This window comes from Nostoc sp., from assembly GCF_036919555.1.
Classification (GTDB): Bacteria; Cyanobacteriota; Cyanobacteriia; order Cyanobacteriales; family Nostocaceae; genus Nostoc.
The window spans coordinates 1-13,677 of record NZ_JBALCS010000087.1 but is presented as its reverse complement, the minus strand read 5'-3'; the positions used below and the strand labels follow the sequence as shown (position 1 = coordinate 13,677).

Annotated in this window: 15 protein-coding genes; 9 read left to right on the top strand and 6 right to left on the bottom strand. The window is 43.7% G+C overall.

The window, feature by feature from the left end:
* Positions 1-249 precede the first annotated feature (249 nt).
* Together V7K36_RS24060 and V7K36_RS24055 are read left to right on the top strand one after the other, a co-directional pair.
* Positions 250-1,032: an ABC transporter ATP-binding protein gene (locus tag V7K36_RS24060; protein ID WP_334829502.1), complete on the top strand. Its 783-nt coding sequence runs from the start codon at positions 250-252 to the stop codon at positions 1,030-1,032.
* A gap of 154 nt (positions 1,033-1,186) precedes the next feature.
* On the top strand, positions 1,187-2,626 hold the full coding sequence (locus V7K36_RS24055) for an MlaD family protein (protein WP_335120006.1): 1,440 nt from the start codon (positions 1,187-1,189) through the stop codon (positions 2,624-2,626).
* Positions 2,627-3,356: 730 nt separating this feature from the next.
* Here the strand turns inward: V7K36_RS24055 and V7K36_RS24050 are convergent.
* Together V7K36_RS24050 and V7K36_RS24045 are read right to left on the bottom strand one after the other, a co-directional pair.
* Positions 3,357-3,977 carry a TetR family transcriptional regulator gene (locus V7K36_RS24050; RefSeq protein ID WP_335120005.1) on the bottom strand — a complete coding sequence of 207 codons (621 nt, stop codon included), beginning with the start codon at positions 3,975-3,977 and terminating at the stop codon, positions 3,357-3,359.
* 12 nt (positions 3,978-3,989) lie between these two features.
* Entirely contained in the window at positions 3,990-4,988 is a 999-nt protein-coding gene (locus V7K36_RS24045; RefSeq protein WP_335120003.1) for an aldo/keto reductase, read from the bottom strand.
* Positions 4,989-5,323: 335 nt separating this feature from the next.
* On the opposite strand from V7K36_RS24045, the gene V7K36_RS24040 reads away from it, so the two are divergent.
* A complete protein-coding gene (locus V7K36_RS24040; RefSeq protein ID WP_335120000.1) occupies positions 5,324-6,145 on the top strand; it encodes an NADPH-dependent oxidoreductase in 822 nt (273 codons plus the stop codon).
* Between the two features lie 132 nt (positions 6,146-6,277).
* Here V7K36_RS24040 and V7K36_RS24035 read toward each other — a convergent pair whose 3' ends face one another.
* Positions 6,278-7,273, bottom strand: a complete 996-nt coding sequence (locus V7K36_RS24035) for a hypothetical protein (RefSeq protein WP_335119998.1) — start codon at positions 7,271-7,273, stop codon at positions 6,278-6,280.
* A gap of 556 nt (positions 7,274-7,829) precedes the next feature.
* Here V7K36_RS24035 and V7K36_RS24030 point away from each other — a divergent pair.
* From V7K36_RS24030 to V7K36_RS24010, 5 genes are all read left to right on the top strand, one after another.
* Positions 7,830-8,183, top strand: a complete 354-nt coding sequence (locus V7K36_RS24030; RefSeq protein ID WP_335119996.1) for a DUF5335 family protein — start codon at positions 7,830-7,832, stop codon at positions 8,181-8,183.
* Between the two features lie 184 nt (positions 8,184-8,367).
* The gene (locus V7K36_RS24025; protein ID WP_335119994.1) at positions 8,368-9,105 is read left to right on the top strand and encodes an SDR family oxidoreductase; all 738 of its coding nucleotides are present in this window, start codon (positions 8,368-8,370) and stop codon (positions 9,103-9,105) included.
* 38 nt (positions 9,106-9,143) lie between these two features.
* Positions 9,144-9,233 (top strand): hypothetical protein, encoded by a 90-nt coding sequence (locus tag V7K36_RS24020; RefSeq protein WP_335119991.1) that lies wholly within the window; start codon positions 9,144-9,146, stop codon positions 9,231-9,233.
* 766 nt (positions 9,234-9,999) lie between these two features.
* Positions 10,000-10,965, top strand: coding sequence for an acetamidase/formamidase family protein (locus V7K36_RS24015; protein ID WP_335119988.1), 966 nt, complete (start codon positions 10,000-10,002; stop codon positions 10,963-10,965).
* 24 nt (positions 10,966-10,989) lie between these two features.
* Complete coding sequence (locus V7K36_RS24010; RefSeq protein WP_334946222.1) at positions 10,990-11,361, top strand: sulfite exporter TauE/SafE family protein; 372 nt, start codon at positions 10,990-10,992, stop codon at positions 11,359-11,361.
* A 5-nt stretch (positions 11,362-11,366) separates the two neighbouring features.
* Here the strand turns inward: V7K36_RS24010 and V7K36_RS24005 are convergent, their stop codons facing one another.
* Positions 11,367-11,945, bottom strand: coding sequence for an NADPH-dependent FMN reductase (locus V7K36_RS24005; RefSeq protein WP_335119986.1), 579 nt, complete (start codon positions 11,943-11,945; stop codon positions 11,367-11,369).
* Positions 11,946-12,132: 187 nt separating this feature from the next.
* Here V7K36_RS24005 and V7K36_RS24000 point away from each other — a divergent pair, with 187 nt between their 5' ends.
* On the top strand, positions 12,133-12,381 hold the full coding sequence (locus V7K36_RS24000) for a hypothetical protein (protein ID WP_335119983.1): 249 nt from the start codon (positions 12,133-12,135) through the stop codon (positions 12,379-12,381).
* Between the two features lie 84 nt (positions 12,382-12,465).
* On the opposite strand, the gene V7K36_RS23995 is transcribed toward V7K36_RS24000, so the two are convergent.
* Positions 12,466-12,837: a hypothetical protein gene (locus V7K36_RS23995; protein ID WP_335119980.1), complete on the bottom strand. Its 372-nt coding sequence runs from the start codon at positions 12,835-12,837 to the stop codon at positions 12,466-12,468.
* A gap of 283 nt (positions 12,838-13,120) precedes the next feature.
* Positions 13,121-13,639, bottom strand: a complete 519-nt coding sequence (locus V7K36_RS23990) for a hypothetical protein (protein ID WP_335119978.1) — start codon at positions 13,637-13,639, stop codon at positions 13,121-13,123.
* Positions 13,640-13,677: the final 38 nt, after the last annotated feature.

Below are 13,677 nucleotides of genomic sequence, written 5' to 3'. Positions count from 1 at the left end.
TTATTAGGGTGTCTTCGTCAGCTTTGCGTTGAGGAGATTCTGGGACGTTAAACATCGCAAATAACTAAATATTATATTATCCTAAAAAAATAAAGTTTGCTAATCAGAATGCTAATCATATACTTATAATGTAACATATAATGCCCTACCAATAGAATAACTATGACATCACTCTTGTAGGGGTAAAAATTGGGGAACTCGCCCAAGGCACTGGCTCACCAATGACTAATGACTAACAACTAATGACTAATGACTGAACCATTGATTGAACTGAAAGGTGTTTCTAAGTCCTTTGGTAGCCATAAAGTTCTAGATAATATAGACTTGACCATTTACCGGGGAGAAGCATTGGGGATTATTGGCCCATCAGGGACTGGTAAATCAACTATTTTACGGGTAATGGCGGGGTTACTTAATCCCGATGAAGGAGAAATTTATGTGCAAGGAGTGCGGCGAGAGGGTTTGATTGAGGATGGAGCCCAGCAGGTTGGCATTGGCATGGTGTTTCAGCAGGCGGCGCTATTTGATTCGCTGACGGTTGAGGAGAATGTGGGATTTTTACTTTATCAAAATTCCAAGCTACCGCGATCGCGCATTCGAGATTTGGTAAATGAAAAATTAAATATGGTAGGTTTACCAGGAATAGGCCACCTCTACCCAGCCGAACTTTCCGGGGGAATGCGAAAACGGGTAAGTTTTGCCCGTGCAATTATGTCTAACCCCGATAATCCCACAGAAGGCCCAGAAGTTTTACTATACGATGAACCAACAGCCGGACTTGATCCCATTGCCTCAACAGTAATCGAAGATTTAATCCGTTATTTGCAAAGTTCACATGGAAATTGTGGTACTTATGCCGTTGTTACCCACCAAGCCAGCACTGGCCGCCGTACAGCTGATAGACTTATATTTCTCTATGAAGGTAAAGTGCAGTGGCAGGGTACAGTTAGTGAAATACACAACACAGAAAATCCCTTGATCAGACAATTTATCAGTGGAAGTGTGGAAGGACCGATTCAATTCGTCGGCTAATCAGTTTTGAGTGCTGAGTCACCAAAGATTTGAGCGGCGAAAGCCGCCGCTCAAGCTTCTCGCTGAGTGCTGAGTTAAAAGAACTATACTGATAACTCATAACTCATAACTCATAACTCATAATTGGTTGTTGGTTGTTGGTGGAAGCAAAAAAATGCGAGGTCTTATGACAAGCAGCTTCGCGTCTGGGCGAACATTTAGAGAAGGCTCTGTGGGGTTATTACTCCTGCTAGGACTAGGGGTATTTGGATTACTGTTTCTGTGGTTAAATAGATTCAGTGCTGGTGGCCGTTCATACAAAGTTATTGTGGAATTTGCTAACGCTGGCGGAATGCAAAAGGGAGCAGCAGTTCGCTATCGTGGCTTTAAGGTAGGAACTATTTCCCAGGTTCGACCAAAGCCAAATGCCATTGATGTAGAGATTGATATTGCCCAAGCTGACTTAATTATCCCCCGGAATGTCCTGGTGGAAGCTAATCAAAGCGGATTAATTAGCGAAAGTATTATCGACATCACACCAAAAGCAAACTTATCTGCCGGGGTTGTGCTTGCTAAACCCCTAGATAAAAATTGTGATCCCAATCTCATAGTCTGTAATGGCTCTCGGTTAAAAGGTCAGGTTGGAATCAGTGTTGATGAACTAATTCGCAGTTCAACTGAGCTAGCCACTGCATATAATGACCCAAAATTTTATAGAAATTTGAATGGGGTTCTGGAAGCAACTACAGGTGCAGCATCCAGTTTTACTGAGCTAAGTCAGGATCTCCGAGGTTTGACCAAAAACTTGCGACAACAACTTAATACCTTTTCAGCCACAGCTAATTCAGTGCAACGAGCGACAAACCAACTTAGTGCATCCTCGACACAAACTATAGATAAATTCGGTGCAACTGCAACTCAAGCAAATCGTTTGCTGAACAACCTGGATAATCTGTTGACAACAAATCGTTCGGCGCTGGTTGGTGCTTTGAACAATATCACTGAAACCAGCAACCAATTGCGTGTTACAGTCAGTAGCTTATCACCATCCGTCAATCGATTGACTCAAGGAAAATTACTCAACAATTTAGAAACTCTTTCAGCAAATGCAGCCCAAGCCTCAGCTAATTTACGAGATGCTTCTAAAACCTTAAACGATCCAAAGAATGTGGTGGTGCTGCAACAAACTTTAGATTCAGCGCGAGTAACCTTTGAAAATAGCCAAAAAATTACATCTGATTTGGATGAATTGACAGGTGATCCGACTTTCCGCAAAAATCTGCGGCAATTGGTGAATGGTCTAAGTGGTTTAGTCTCTTCTACACAACAGATGCAGCAACAAGTGCAGGTTGCTACTACTCTAGACTCGGTAAAAGCTGCTGTGACTAAACCAAATAATCTAATTCCTACCCTAGCACCAACCCAAGAGGCGATGTCTAATGACAAGTCCCTACCTGTCTACGTAATTAATCCTGTACCTGCTAATTTTGTCAGTACCGACACCAACCTTCAACCAACCCCCAGTCCGTCTATCCCTAACTCATCCCAAGAAGACCTCTTGAAGCAGCTGCGGGAGTATGGCAAGCAACGGGAGCAACTAGAGACGGGAAAATAGGCAATACACTTGACAATTTTAAGTAAGATATTTTACTGTAAGGTGAGTGTGTTGAAGCTCATCGACACACCTCGTCCGAAGCTTGAAAACCGCATAATTCCGTTGAGGTGTGTCGATTGCTTTTGTAGCAAGGGTTTCAGACGAAAAAATTCCCATTTTTTTCTCAATAAGCACCAATTTATTGATAATCAAAAAAGGTGTGTCGATTAGGGGGTTTCAAACCCGCTCTTAGTAAGGTTTCCAAAAGGTAACTCTTTACATAACCACTTCCCCTAACGGGGATGGAAACTAATAAAGAAATGTCATGTCTCCTTTATCTTCATTACTTTACATAACCACTTCCCCTAACGGGGATGTTTCCATCCCCGGTGGCGTGCGCCTGCTTTCACCCAATGCTGACAAGCACCTAAACGATTAACGTAACGCCCAAGTCCCCACCCTCAACGTACACGCACAAGTGGGCATTGTGAGCCAAGCTTTTAGGATTGCATCTGGAATTGATTTTAAACGAATTGTAAAAACTCTCTTCTGGATGTATGACGAATCCCCAGGATTTTCTGGTAAGATAGGTGATGTCTTGACCATCATGCCACAAGCAAAAACCAAGCTAATAGGTATATGTCGCAAGAAAAAATTGGGTCTTGGGAACCAGGACTCCTGCCCTTGGAGGGAATGTCAGACCAATAGAACTACGGAGTAATTGATGGCTATTCCCGATGGATTGGGAAGCTCAGACTTCAGCCTTAGGCAAGTCTGAGTAGTTCACCTCACCCACCACAAGACCAGCAAGTAGCAAGCGCCATACTTGGGCAAAGTCCGTATCGATGGCTGGATCACTCCATTCGGACGCGTGAGCTGGATGGTGAAACCGAACCGTCGCTTGAAAGACTGCCTTCGCCGCTACTTGCGGATCTGTTACCTTAAACTCGTGACTGGAAATACCGCTCTCAACGATCGCAGTTACTTGCCTTACCAGTTCATCAATATGAGCTTGAACTACCCCTCGCGCCTCTTGAGCGATCGCTGAATAGGTTGCAAACAACTCTGGATCATCCAGGACTTTTTGACGTTTGAGAGTGATGAGTTGCTCAAACCATCGATGCAAGCGTTCAACGGCGGAACCCTGCTCTTGGGCGATCGCCGCTAGTGGTGTGGAAACTCGATGCAGCCACCGTTCTGCTACCGCATCGCGCAGGGCAGCCTTGCTGGGAAAATGCCGATAAATCGTGCCGTGGCTCACCTCTAAAAAGCGAGCCACATCCACGACTGTTGCCTTTGCCAGACCGTAACGACGCAAAACGTCTTCCGCCGCGTCGAGAATCCGCTCCGGTGTTAAAGGTGAATCGTTCATGCTACGGGTTTTTTACTTCTTTTCACTATCCAGCATTGCCATTTGTCCTACATCATAGCGATCGCCAGCCACGGCATCCAGTGGCACTACTGCCTCAATCCGGGCGAGTTCATCCTCGGTTAAGTGCAGATCCAGCGCCCCCAACGCTTCATTCAAGCGATCGCGACGCCGCGCTCCAATCAGGGGCACAATATCGTTTCCCCGTGACAGCACCCAAGCAATTGCCACTTGAGCAACCGTCGCATTCTGTTCTTGGGCAATCAGGCGAAGCGCTTCGACCAACAACAAATTGCGATCCAGATTTTCTCCAGAGAAGCGGGGCAGATTTCCTCGAAAGTCTTGCGCTTGCTCAGAGCGTTCTTTCGACCAGTGACCGCTCAACAATCCCCGTGAGAGGACTCCATAAGCGGTGACAGCAATACCCAATTCACGCACAGTCGGGAGGATGTCATCCTCAATGCCACGACTCAAAAGCGAATATTCGATCTGAAGCCAGGTGATGGGATGAATCGAATGAGCGCGCCGAATTGCATTTGCACCCACTTCAGATAAACCAATGTGGCGAACATATCCAGCTTTCACCATTTCGCTAATCGCCCCAACAGTCTCTTCAATGGGCACCATCGGATCGATTCGGGCTGGCTGGTAGAGGTCGATGTAATCGGTTCCCAGTCGTTTCAATGTATAGGCAAGTGAAGTCTTCACGGCTTGAGGACGACCATCGAAACCAATAAAGTTGCCGTCAGGAGAGCGCAGCGCACCGAATTTGACGGCAATGAAGACATCTTCACGCCGCCGTCCTGCTAGGGCTTCGTGTAGCAGCAGTTCATTGTGCCCCATGCCGTAAAAGTCGCCTGTATCCAGTAAGGTAACGCCTGCATCAAGTGCTGCATGAATCGTTGCAATACTTTCCTGGCGATCGGCTGGGCCATAAAAATCAGACATGCCCATACAGCCAAGCCCAAGTGCCGATATTGTTAAACCGTTTTTTCCCAGTTGACGCGACAACATAGCAAATTCCCCACTCTGGTGATAAAACTATGATAATCGGACAAATGACAAAAATCAATATTTGTCATTCAAGATTTGCAAAGCTTTTTGCAAAGTAGTTAACGGTCTACCTGACTTTTCACGGGATCTGAAAAACCTCTCTCTAAATCTCTCTCCTTCTAGGAGAGAGACTTTGAATTTTTCCCCCTTCCCGCGTCGGGAAGGGGGTTAAGTTTTTCTACTTTCGTAAAAAGCCTTGTCAAACCTCACCCTAACCCTCTCCGTGGGTTCGGAGAGGGAGCAAGAATCTTGTTTCTCATCTGGTATATTTGCAAATGTGAATCTGGGAATTAATTATGACTAATCCTACAGAACTACTGCGATCGCGCTACGGTGAAATCCCCTTCAATCCCAAAATTGAATGGAATGATTCGCTGACAGCACTACTATCTCACCGTTCAATCCGCTCTTATCTAGCTGATCCTCTACCACCGGGAACTCTGGAGTTACTAATTGCTGCCGCCCAATCTGCATCTACTTCTTCTAATTTGCAAACCTGGAGTGTGGTAGCAGTCGAAGATCCACAGCGCAAAGAGGAGTTATCCAAATTAGCGGGAAACCAAGCACATATTAAGCAGATCCCTTTATTCTTGGTTTGGTTAGCAGACTTGGCACGTCTAAGCTACGTTGCTGAGAGTCGCAACATATCTCATGATGCGCTGGAATACTTGGAAATGTTTGTGACGGCAACAATCGATGCAACTTTGGCGGCGCAAAACGCAGTAGTCGCAGCTGAGTCACTCGGTTTGGGAACAGTATATATCGGCGGAATCAGGAACCACCCACAAGAGGTAGCAGAGATATTGAATTTGCCCTCCTCTGTATATGCTGTATTTGGGCTATGTGTAGGCTATGCGAATCCTGAAGTAGAAGCAGCGATTAAACCACGTTTGCCACAATCAGCTATACTGCACCGTGAAACCTATAAATTGGCAGAGCAAGAAGAAGCGATCGCTCACTACAACGACATCATGAAAGAATTCTATACTGAACAAAAGATGAATGTTCCTGGTGATTGGTCAGAACACTCAGCCCAACGCATCGCAACTGTAGAGTCTTTGAGAGGACGCGATCACTTGCGTGAAGTTCTCAATAACCTCGGTTTCAAATTGCTTTGACTAATTTGTATAGATGCAACAATAGCGTAGTGATAAAGTTTCATATCAACTACGCTGTTGTTATTATTTAGAATTTAATCAGAGATCAGACTTGTATTATCGGGTGGAACACTGAATTAAAAGGCGATCGCCTCACTCGTTTAATTTCTTGAGTAACTCGTAGTTCCAGGTATAAAAACCAATTTGATTAGGAACTCTAGAGAATCGCCCTGTGCGATAACCCCGCGATAATTCCTTCTGTACCGCGCCTTTGACTTGTTTAAGTTCATGTTCAGCAAGTTTTCCATAAAGCCCTTCAATGATTTCATTAATACTAAAAACTTTTGCCGAATTTTGTTCTAAAAAATCGGAAATAGCATTAATCAAAATTAGCCCTTCAAATGCTTGAAGCTTTGGTATTTTTTGAGGTTTTGTTTCGCTAAAGGATTTATGATTTTTGTGCTTGTTTTCCCCAAAGGAATTCTTAGTTTGATTAGAGGTAAGTAAACGTGAATCTAGAGTATAATATCCAGGCTTCCCTTTAACAAATGACCATTTATTGGTTTCTCTACCTTGGGTAAGTGAAGATTGAACTCGACCTTTAAGTAGTTTGAAGATATCTGGTTCTAACTCTCCATAGAGCGATCGCACGATCACGTCTATGTGAATAATTGTGCCAATCTCTTCTGCCAACAGCCGTTCAATTGCTTCAGTGCGACTTAAAGATTGATACTCTGGCAACATGGGAATCTCTACCCCATATAGCGATCGCTGTTGAGTTGATGTTTCGCTAAGCGATAATATGGGTGGTTCTGCTAATTCCAGAGTATCTCTAGCTACGTCAAATCCTCCAGAATCGGAATCGTCCAATTGCAAGAGTTCAAGAGGGCTAGGTTCTTCTAGTTCCATATCAGAGTTATCAGTCAGAAATAATAACGAATTTTCTTCTTTTTCAGGGGTGAATTCTTTGTCGGCTACCTCCGAGGCAAAAGACCAGTTAGATAACAAAGCTTCTACGTGAGTGAGATTAGCTTTGGCTTGGGTATATAGTTTTTCGTACTGTTCAACTTGGGGTGCATAGTAATCTCGCAATGCTAACAGTGGCTCTAAGGCACTTTGGGGAAGCTCTAAGGGGAAGGGACTATTCATAAAATTTAAAGTTAGCTAGGATTTGATGCAGCAAGGTTATAAAACAATATATTTTAGGATTAATTAATCTTAGCATTTTAATAATACTTACTAAGACCTATAGAGAGGGTATATAAACTACCTCTAGTTGGCTTTGCCTGAAAGCTTCAGAAACTCACGCAGAAATTCAAGTTATCAAAGAGTATGGTCGAAGAAACTCATAGTGGCAAATTGAGTTTTAGCTCTGTTCTGGATCAGGATACAGAATTATTCATTGAAATTTCGGTGTAAATTAAAACCTTTCCCCTTATCCCAGACTACACTTTTAGGGGCAACATGAGCCATTAGCAAGCGCTTGAATTGCGTGTTAGTTGTATAAGTTCTACTAAACCATTCAAAAGATAGAGGTTATGTTGGACAAGTTTTGCAAACAATCAATTGATGGCGAAAGAAACCCAAGCTGAGATCCAGGGCGATGCTTATCCTATGGTAATCTTCTATTTGATTCCACTTTTGTACTTAGTAAGTATTTCATTGTCCGTTTCTTTTGACTAGTTTTTCACAAGGAATTAATTATATGGTGAGTAAGATTGACATCAGCAAATCTGTGCCCCGTGAGCGATGGGGTGAATTTTTTGATCAGTTTTCAGATGGTAATCGTGGACGGCATATTTCGATCGAAATCATTGATTCCGAACTCGGTGATGAAGAACTAATTCAGAACGCAACTTTGATGGCGATCATTTACGATCGCCCTGGCAAGGGAGATGATTTAGTGATTGAAGTGGGTGAGCATGAAGTGAGCTACGCTCACACGATCGATTCACCAACTGAAGTTTTAACGGGACAGAACTCAAACGGTCAGATTATAGCGATTTGGATCACTGACGCTGCCGGGAGAAAAACATTGATCCAGCTACAAGCTAGTTGATCTGGTTGAATAAATCCTCCGCACGGGTTTCATCCCAGATTTAAAAGATATTAGAACCTAAAAACTTTTTGGGTTTTTAGGTTTTAATTTTGGGGTTTTCAGCCAAGATTTTTATAATGCTGAGTTCAACTTAAACAGCACCCGATATTTCATGATCCATACTCAATAACCCGCAGTAATCAATATGTCTGAGATTCAAAACAAAGTGGTAATCATCACCGGAGCCAGCAGTGGGTTAGGTGAGGCGACTGCGAGGCGATTGGCTGCTAGTGGAGCCAAACTGATGCTGGCCGCCCGCCGCGAAGATCGGCTGAAAGAACTGGTTGCAGCGATCGCCAAATCAGGAGGGACTGCAACCTACCGAGTGACAGATGTGGCAGATCGCGCACAGGTGGAAGCCTTGGCGAAGGAAGCTTTCAGTACCTATGGCCGTATCGACGTGCTAATCAATAATGCCGGCTTGATGCCCCTTTCTCCTCTCGACCAAGTAAAGGTGGAGGAGTGGGATCAGATGATCGATGTCAACATCAAGGGTGTCCTCTATGGGATTGCTGCCGTCTTGCCGATTATGCGTCAGCAAAAGTCTGGTCACATCATTAACCTATCCTCCGTGGCTGGACATAAGGTGTTTTCGGGGTCAGCAGTTTACTGTGCTACCAAGTACGCAGTGCGAGCGATCTCTGAAGGGTTGCGGCTAGAGTCAAACGGTGAAATCCGTTCGACTAATATCTCACCAGGAGCCGTTGCCACTGAGTTGACCAGCACGATTAGCGATCAAGATACAGCAGCGAGAATGAATGAATTTTATGCGATCGCCATTGATCCAGATGCTATTGCCCGTGCGATCGCCTATGCCATTGAGCAGCCCGGTGATGTTGATGTGAATGAAATCATCATCCGTCCGACTCGTCAAGAACTTTAGATTTAAGCTTACAAAAGACGTAAGACTAGTCTTTTACGGTGACACTGAAAAACCCCGGATTCTTTGATAAAATAGCCAAATTTAGCAGCAATCAAGCGGGGACTGGTGGGCTGATCACATTTAATTAATTTATGCGTTTTTAGTTATCAAGCGATCACTGCTAGATTCGGCAACCGAGAAACTGTGAATAGGCGATCGCATAACTTTAAATCTGGCTTCTAGCTATATCTGTCATTATACCAGCGATCAATTTTTGGCATTGTTTACAAGATCGAGCGCTCGCACTTCGTAATACCGAACGATCCAACATAAGCTTGACACTGTGGTGAAACTTATTCTCAGCTATCTAAAGATTTTGACTTGCTCAAAGTGCATACAGTAACGGTCAATAAAGTTTCACTCGGACATCGACCGTTACGTTGTATATCGTATTCAATCAATTTATTCAGGAAATAGAACAAACACCCTTCACACTAATGCCATTTATGCCGCGATCGCAAATAAACTTGATGTATGGCTGTGGATTGGTTATAGATTTGTATTTCTAGAAGGTATAACCCTACTGATTTTTAAATTTTCCTGCCCATTAACTCTGATCGCTCATAAATATTCAAATTCCATAAAAGACAATTTCTCTATTTATCTTCCCAATTGGCTAGCTAAGTATACGAAGTTAATCTATACAGCAATTGTAACTATCATTCTGCTCGTAACCATCTATCAAATTCCGAATACTGTAGGCAATAGAGACTAAACTAGCGGTTCTCTCTTTGATGCAACAGGCGTTAGGGAATATTGCTGTACCCTTACCAATGGTATGCCAGTTTGCTCAAGTCTCTTAACCCGCCCATACGATTTGCTCCTGTTTTGCACGCAACTAAAAACACAACAGCGATGACTCACTACATTTTAAAAGCCTCAAAAGAAACAGTGCATTTAGGTGGTTTCTCCCATCTGCTAGAACCAGCACTCATTATTGACTCTGGCGATACCGTTGACGTAGAAACTTATACTGGTTACTACGTTTATGACAAAGCACCACCTGAGTTTGTCACACCAGAATTTCTCGATATCTGCCAAAATCTTCTACCAGAACGCAAAATTGCTGCGGGGCCGCATTTACTTACAGGCCCGATTTATGTGCGCCATGCCGAACCAGGAGATGTTTTAGAGGTACAATTAGATGCGATCGCACCTCGTTTACCTGTGGGCTTCAATGCCATTCGTACAGGTTGGGGAGCTTTACCACATCAGTTTCTTCAACCTGCTTTGAGATTCATTCCTCTAGATTTAGCAAACAATATCGCTGAATTTCCGGCGGGTGCTGGCATAAAAATTCCCCTCAAACCGTTTTTTGGGATTCTTGGTGTAGCTACTCCAGAAACTTCTCGAACTTCTGTCCCACCAGGTTCTTACGGCGGTAATATCGACAATCGGGAATTACAAGCTGGTTCTCGGTTATTTTTGCCAATTTTCGTACCAGGTGCATTATTTTCTATTGGTGATGGGCATTCTGCACAGGGAGACGGTGAAGTAAATGTCACCGCCATTGAAACTTCCATGAACGGTAGAATTACCCTCAAACTTCGCAAGGATTTACAACTGACAACACCAATTGCCGAAACTCCAACTGATATCATTACAATGGGTTTTGCTCAAACCTTAGATGAAGCCTTAGAACTGGCTTTAAAAAATATGATTGATTTTCTGGAACGCTTCGTAAATTTGTCACCAGAAGATGCTTATGTATTATGTAGTTTAGCTGTGAATTTTCATATTACTCAAGTTGTGAATAGTCCCCAAAAAGGTGTGCATGGAATGCTACCAAAATCAATTTTGTCTAAGAAAATTAATTTATAATTTGCAATCTAGCGACCATTTTTTATGTCTAATATCTTGATCCAACTGTTGTTAATAGGTTTAGTTTCTGGCGTTGCTGGCGGGATGTTTGGTATCGGCGGCGGCGCAATTATGATTCCGGCAATGGTGTTAGTAATTGGTTTGGATCAGAAGTTAGCTACAGGAACTTCTGTGGCTGCTCAAATTTTGCCAATCGGCATTTTAGCAGCTTTAGTTTACCAGCACAACGGTAATCTTAATATCAAATATGCTCTGATTATTGCAGTTGGTTTAATTGTCGGTAACTTCTTCGGGGCATTGTTTGCCAATCAACCGTTTATTAGCAGCGAGTTGATGAAAAAGCTGTATGGTATCTTTGTGTTAATCATAGGTATTCGCTATTTACTATCAAATTGAAGAGTTTAATTAAGCTTCAGCAATATTTTTGTTAAATTATCGCCTAACTTTTCAATAGATTCTTGCTGTTTAGGATCTTTTAAAGTGCCATCGACGTTAAAGGCTTCGTAAGCTTTGGGTACGGCTATCTGGTCGGGTAGTACCAAAACTTTGATGTTTCCTAAGATAGACCGCAGGTGAACCAACCCCCGCAAACCACCAAGAGCGCCTGGGGAAGCGCTCATAATAGTAGCAACCTTACCTGCAAAAGCAGCCAACGGTGCTTCATTTGGAGATGGACGGGATGCCCAGTCAATGGCGTTCTTCAAAACTGCTGTGATTGAACTGTTATATTCCGGCGAAGCAATCAGCAATCCTTGATGAGAAATCATCAAGTCCTTGAAAGTCCGGGCGTTGGCAGGTAGACCTTCTTGAGCTTCCAAATCTTCATCAAACAGAGGTAGGGGCAAATCGCGGAGGTCTATATAAGTCACTTCTGCGCCTGCTGCCTTCGCGCCAGCCGCCGCGATTTTTACCAATTTTTTGTTGTAAGAATCTATCCGAGTGCTGCCAGCAAAGGCGAGGATTTTAGATGTAGATGCCATCGTTAGAGGTTGAATGGTAAAAATTGGCCTGTTTCAGATGCATTATCCTGTTTCCAGGCGATCGCTATTTGCTACCTTTAGATTTTCTTTACAAACTTTCTCTAAGTTAAATTTGAATTTAATTACAAAATTACATAATTACACTAATTATAGTAAAGACTGAAAACCCTGCTTTTAGAGTTGAAATATGAACGCTCACAAGATAGAAGTCGTTTTAACTGAAGATGAAACTCTGATGCTGCGGGGTTTACCCTTTTATGCCGGCGATGCTGTGGAAGTGATTATTCTGGAAACTAAAACTCCACAGCACCAAGCAGCACCGAAACCCCAATTAAACCGCGTCCACCTTGAAAACTGTAGTTCTTTCCGTATGAACAGAAAAAACCCTCATCCCCCACCCTTCTCCCAATATTGGGAGAAGGGGAGCCAAAAATAAGTCCCTCTCCCTACTTGGGCTACGGTGTACACACAAGTATGACCAGCATAGGTTTCAACTCTTCTAATTGTTTCGTAGGGTGCGTTATGGAGACGCCAAAATAACAAATGAGTTCGCCGAAATAACAAATGAGTTCGCCAAAATAACAAATGCGCTCGCTGAAATAACAAATGAGTTCGCCAAAATAACAAATGAGTTCGCCGAAATAACAAATGCGCTCGCCGAAATAACAAATGCGCTCGCCGAAATAACAAATGAGTTCGCCGAAATAACAAATGCGCTCGCTGAAATAACAAATGAGTTCGCCGAAATAACAAATGCGCTCGCCGAAATAACAAATGCGCTCGCCGAAATAACAAATGAGTCCGCCGAAATAACAAATGAGTCCGCCGAAATAACAAATGAGTCCGCCGAAATAACAAATGCGTTGGCGTAGCCCACCGCAGGCATCGCCATGATTGCAACAACTTAGCTTTGTAACGCCAGCGTAACGCACCCTTCTCCTATCGGAGACGCTACGCGAACGGGTGACGCTCCTGCGTCGCTAACGCTGCGCTAACAGCAGTCGCCTGCTCCGGGAAACCCTACCAAGAGCGCCGCTTCACCGCAAATCTTTGGTGGATGAAGTTTTTCCGACTTGTGTGTACACCGTAGCCCTACTTGGGAGAGGGATTTAGGGTGAGGGCAAAAACTACAGTTCTCAACAACTTAGATACAACTAGAGTTTAGACTATATACTCTACTTATTGACATGATGCGGCCGCCCTGCCGTGCAAGCGAGACCGATTACGTAGTTTTGAATCGTTGTTTTAAAGTCAGGATCGCCTTCTGCTGGTTTCGCAGACAGCGCCAGTTTGACCGGATGGTTGTAGCGTCCCCGCCGAAACAGGTTACCGATATCTCGACGAAACAGTTCCGCAACCGGTACTTGTCCCGTCACAGTCCTCGGATCTCCATTTGTCAAAGTTGTAATTTCAAGGTCAGAAAAATTCTCAAAATTAACGTAATCTTTCCAAATACTGGTCGCTGCCAGAGTATCCCAGAAGAATAATGTGTCGTACACATAAACTCCTGGAGTGGGTTGATTAGAAAGCTGAAGATTCTTCATGAACTGAGCCGCAGGTGTGGCACATCGGGGATTGCTTTGCAGGCGGTCAGCAAACCCAGTCAGCCTGGCCTCATTAGTTGCATTTAACGGAACGATATAGCAACCGCCAAGGTACTTAGGACGTAAAATGTAAGACGTGCTCAATGGCATCTCGTAAACAATCAAACTGCGCTAGTTTTTTGCGGATT

Coding starts and splice junctions, on each gene's coding strand:
- V7K36_RS24015 (WP_335119988.1), top strand. CDS start 10,000: ATGACTCACTACATTTTAAAAGCCTCAAAAGAAACAGTGCATTTAGGT.
- V7K36_RS23990 (WP_335119978.1), bottom strand. CDS start 13,639: ATGCCATTGAGCACGTCTTACATTTTACGTCCTAAGTACCTTGGCGGT.
- V7K36_RS24005 (WP_335119986.1), bottom strand. CDS start 11,945: ATGGCATCTACATCTAAAATCCTCGCCTTTGCTGGCAGCACTCGGATA.
- V7K36_RS24030 (WP_335119996.1), top strand. CDS start 7,830: ATGGTGAGTAAGATTGACATCAGCAAATCTGTGCCCCGTGAGCGATGG.
- V7K36_RS24035 (WP_335119998.1), bottom strand. CDS start 7,273: ATGAATAGTCCCTTCCCCTTAGAGCTTCCCCAAAGTGCCTTAGAGCCA.
- V7K36_RS23995 (WP_335119980.1), bottom strand. CDS start 12,837: ATGGCGATGCCTGCGGTGGGCTACGCCAACGCATTTGTTATTTCGGCG.
- V7K36_RS24050 (WP_335120005.1), bottom strand. CDS start 3,977: ATGAACGATTCACCTTTAACACCGGAGCGGATTCTCGACGCGGCGGAA.
- V7K36_RS24045 (WP_335120003.1), bottom strand. CDS start 4,988: ATGTTGTCGCGTCAACTGGGAAAAAACGGTTTAACAATATCGGCACTT.
- V7K36_RS24025 (WP_335119994.1), top strand. CDS start 8,368: ATGTCTGAGATTCAAAACAAAGTGGTAATCATCACCGGAGCCAGCAGT.
- V7K36_RS24040 (WP_335120000.1), top strand. CDS start 5,324: ATGACTAATCCTACAGAACTACTGCGATCGCGCTACGGTGAAATCCCC.
- V7K36_RS24060 (WP_334829502.1), top strand. CDS start 250: ATGACTGAACCATTGATTGAACTGAAAGGTGTTTCTAAGTCCTTTGGT.
- V7K36_RS24055 (WP_335120006.1), top strand. CDS start 1,187: ATGCGAGGTCTTATGACAAGCAGCTTCGCGTCTGGGCGAACATTTAGA.
- V7K36_RS24010 (WP_334946222.1), top strand. CDS start 10,990: ATGTCTAATATCTTGATCCAACTGTTGTTAATAGGTTTAGTTTCTGGC.
- V7K36_RS24000 (WP_335119983.1), top strand. CDS start 12,133: ATGAACGCTCACAAGATAGAAGTCGTTTTAACTGAAGATGAAACTCTG.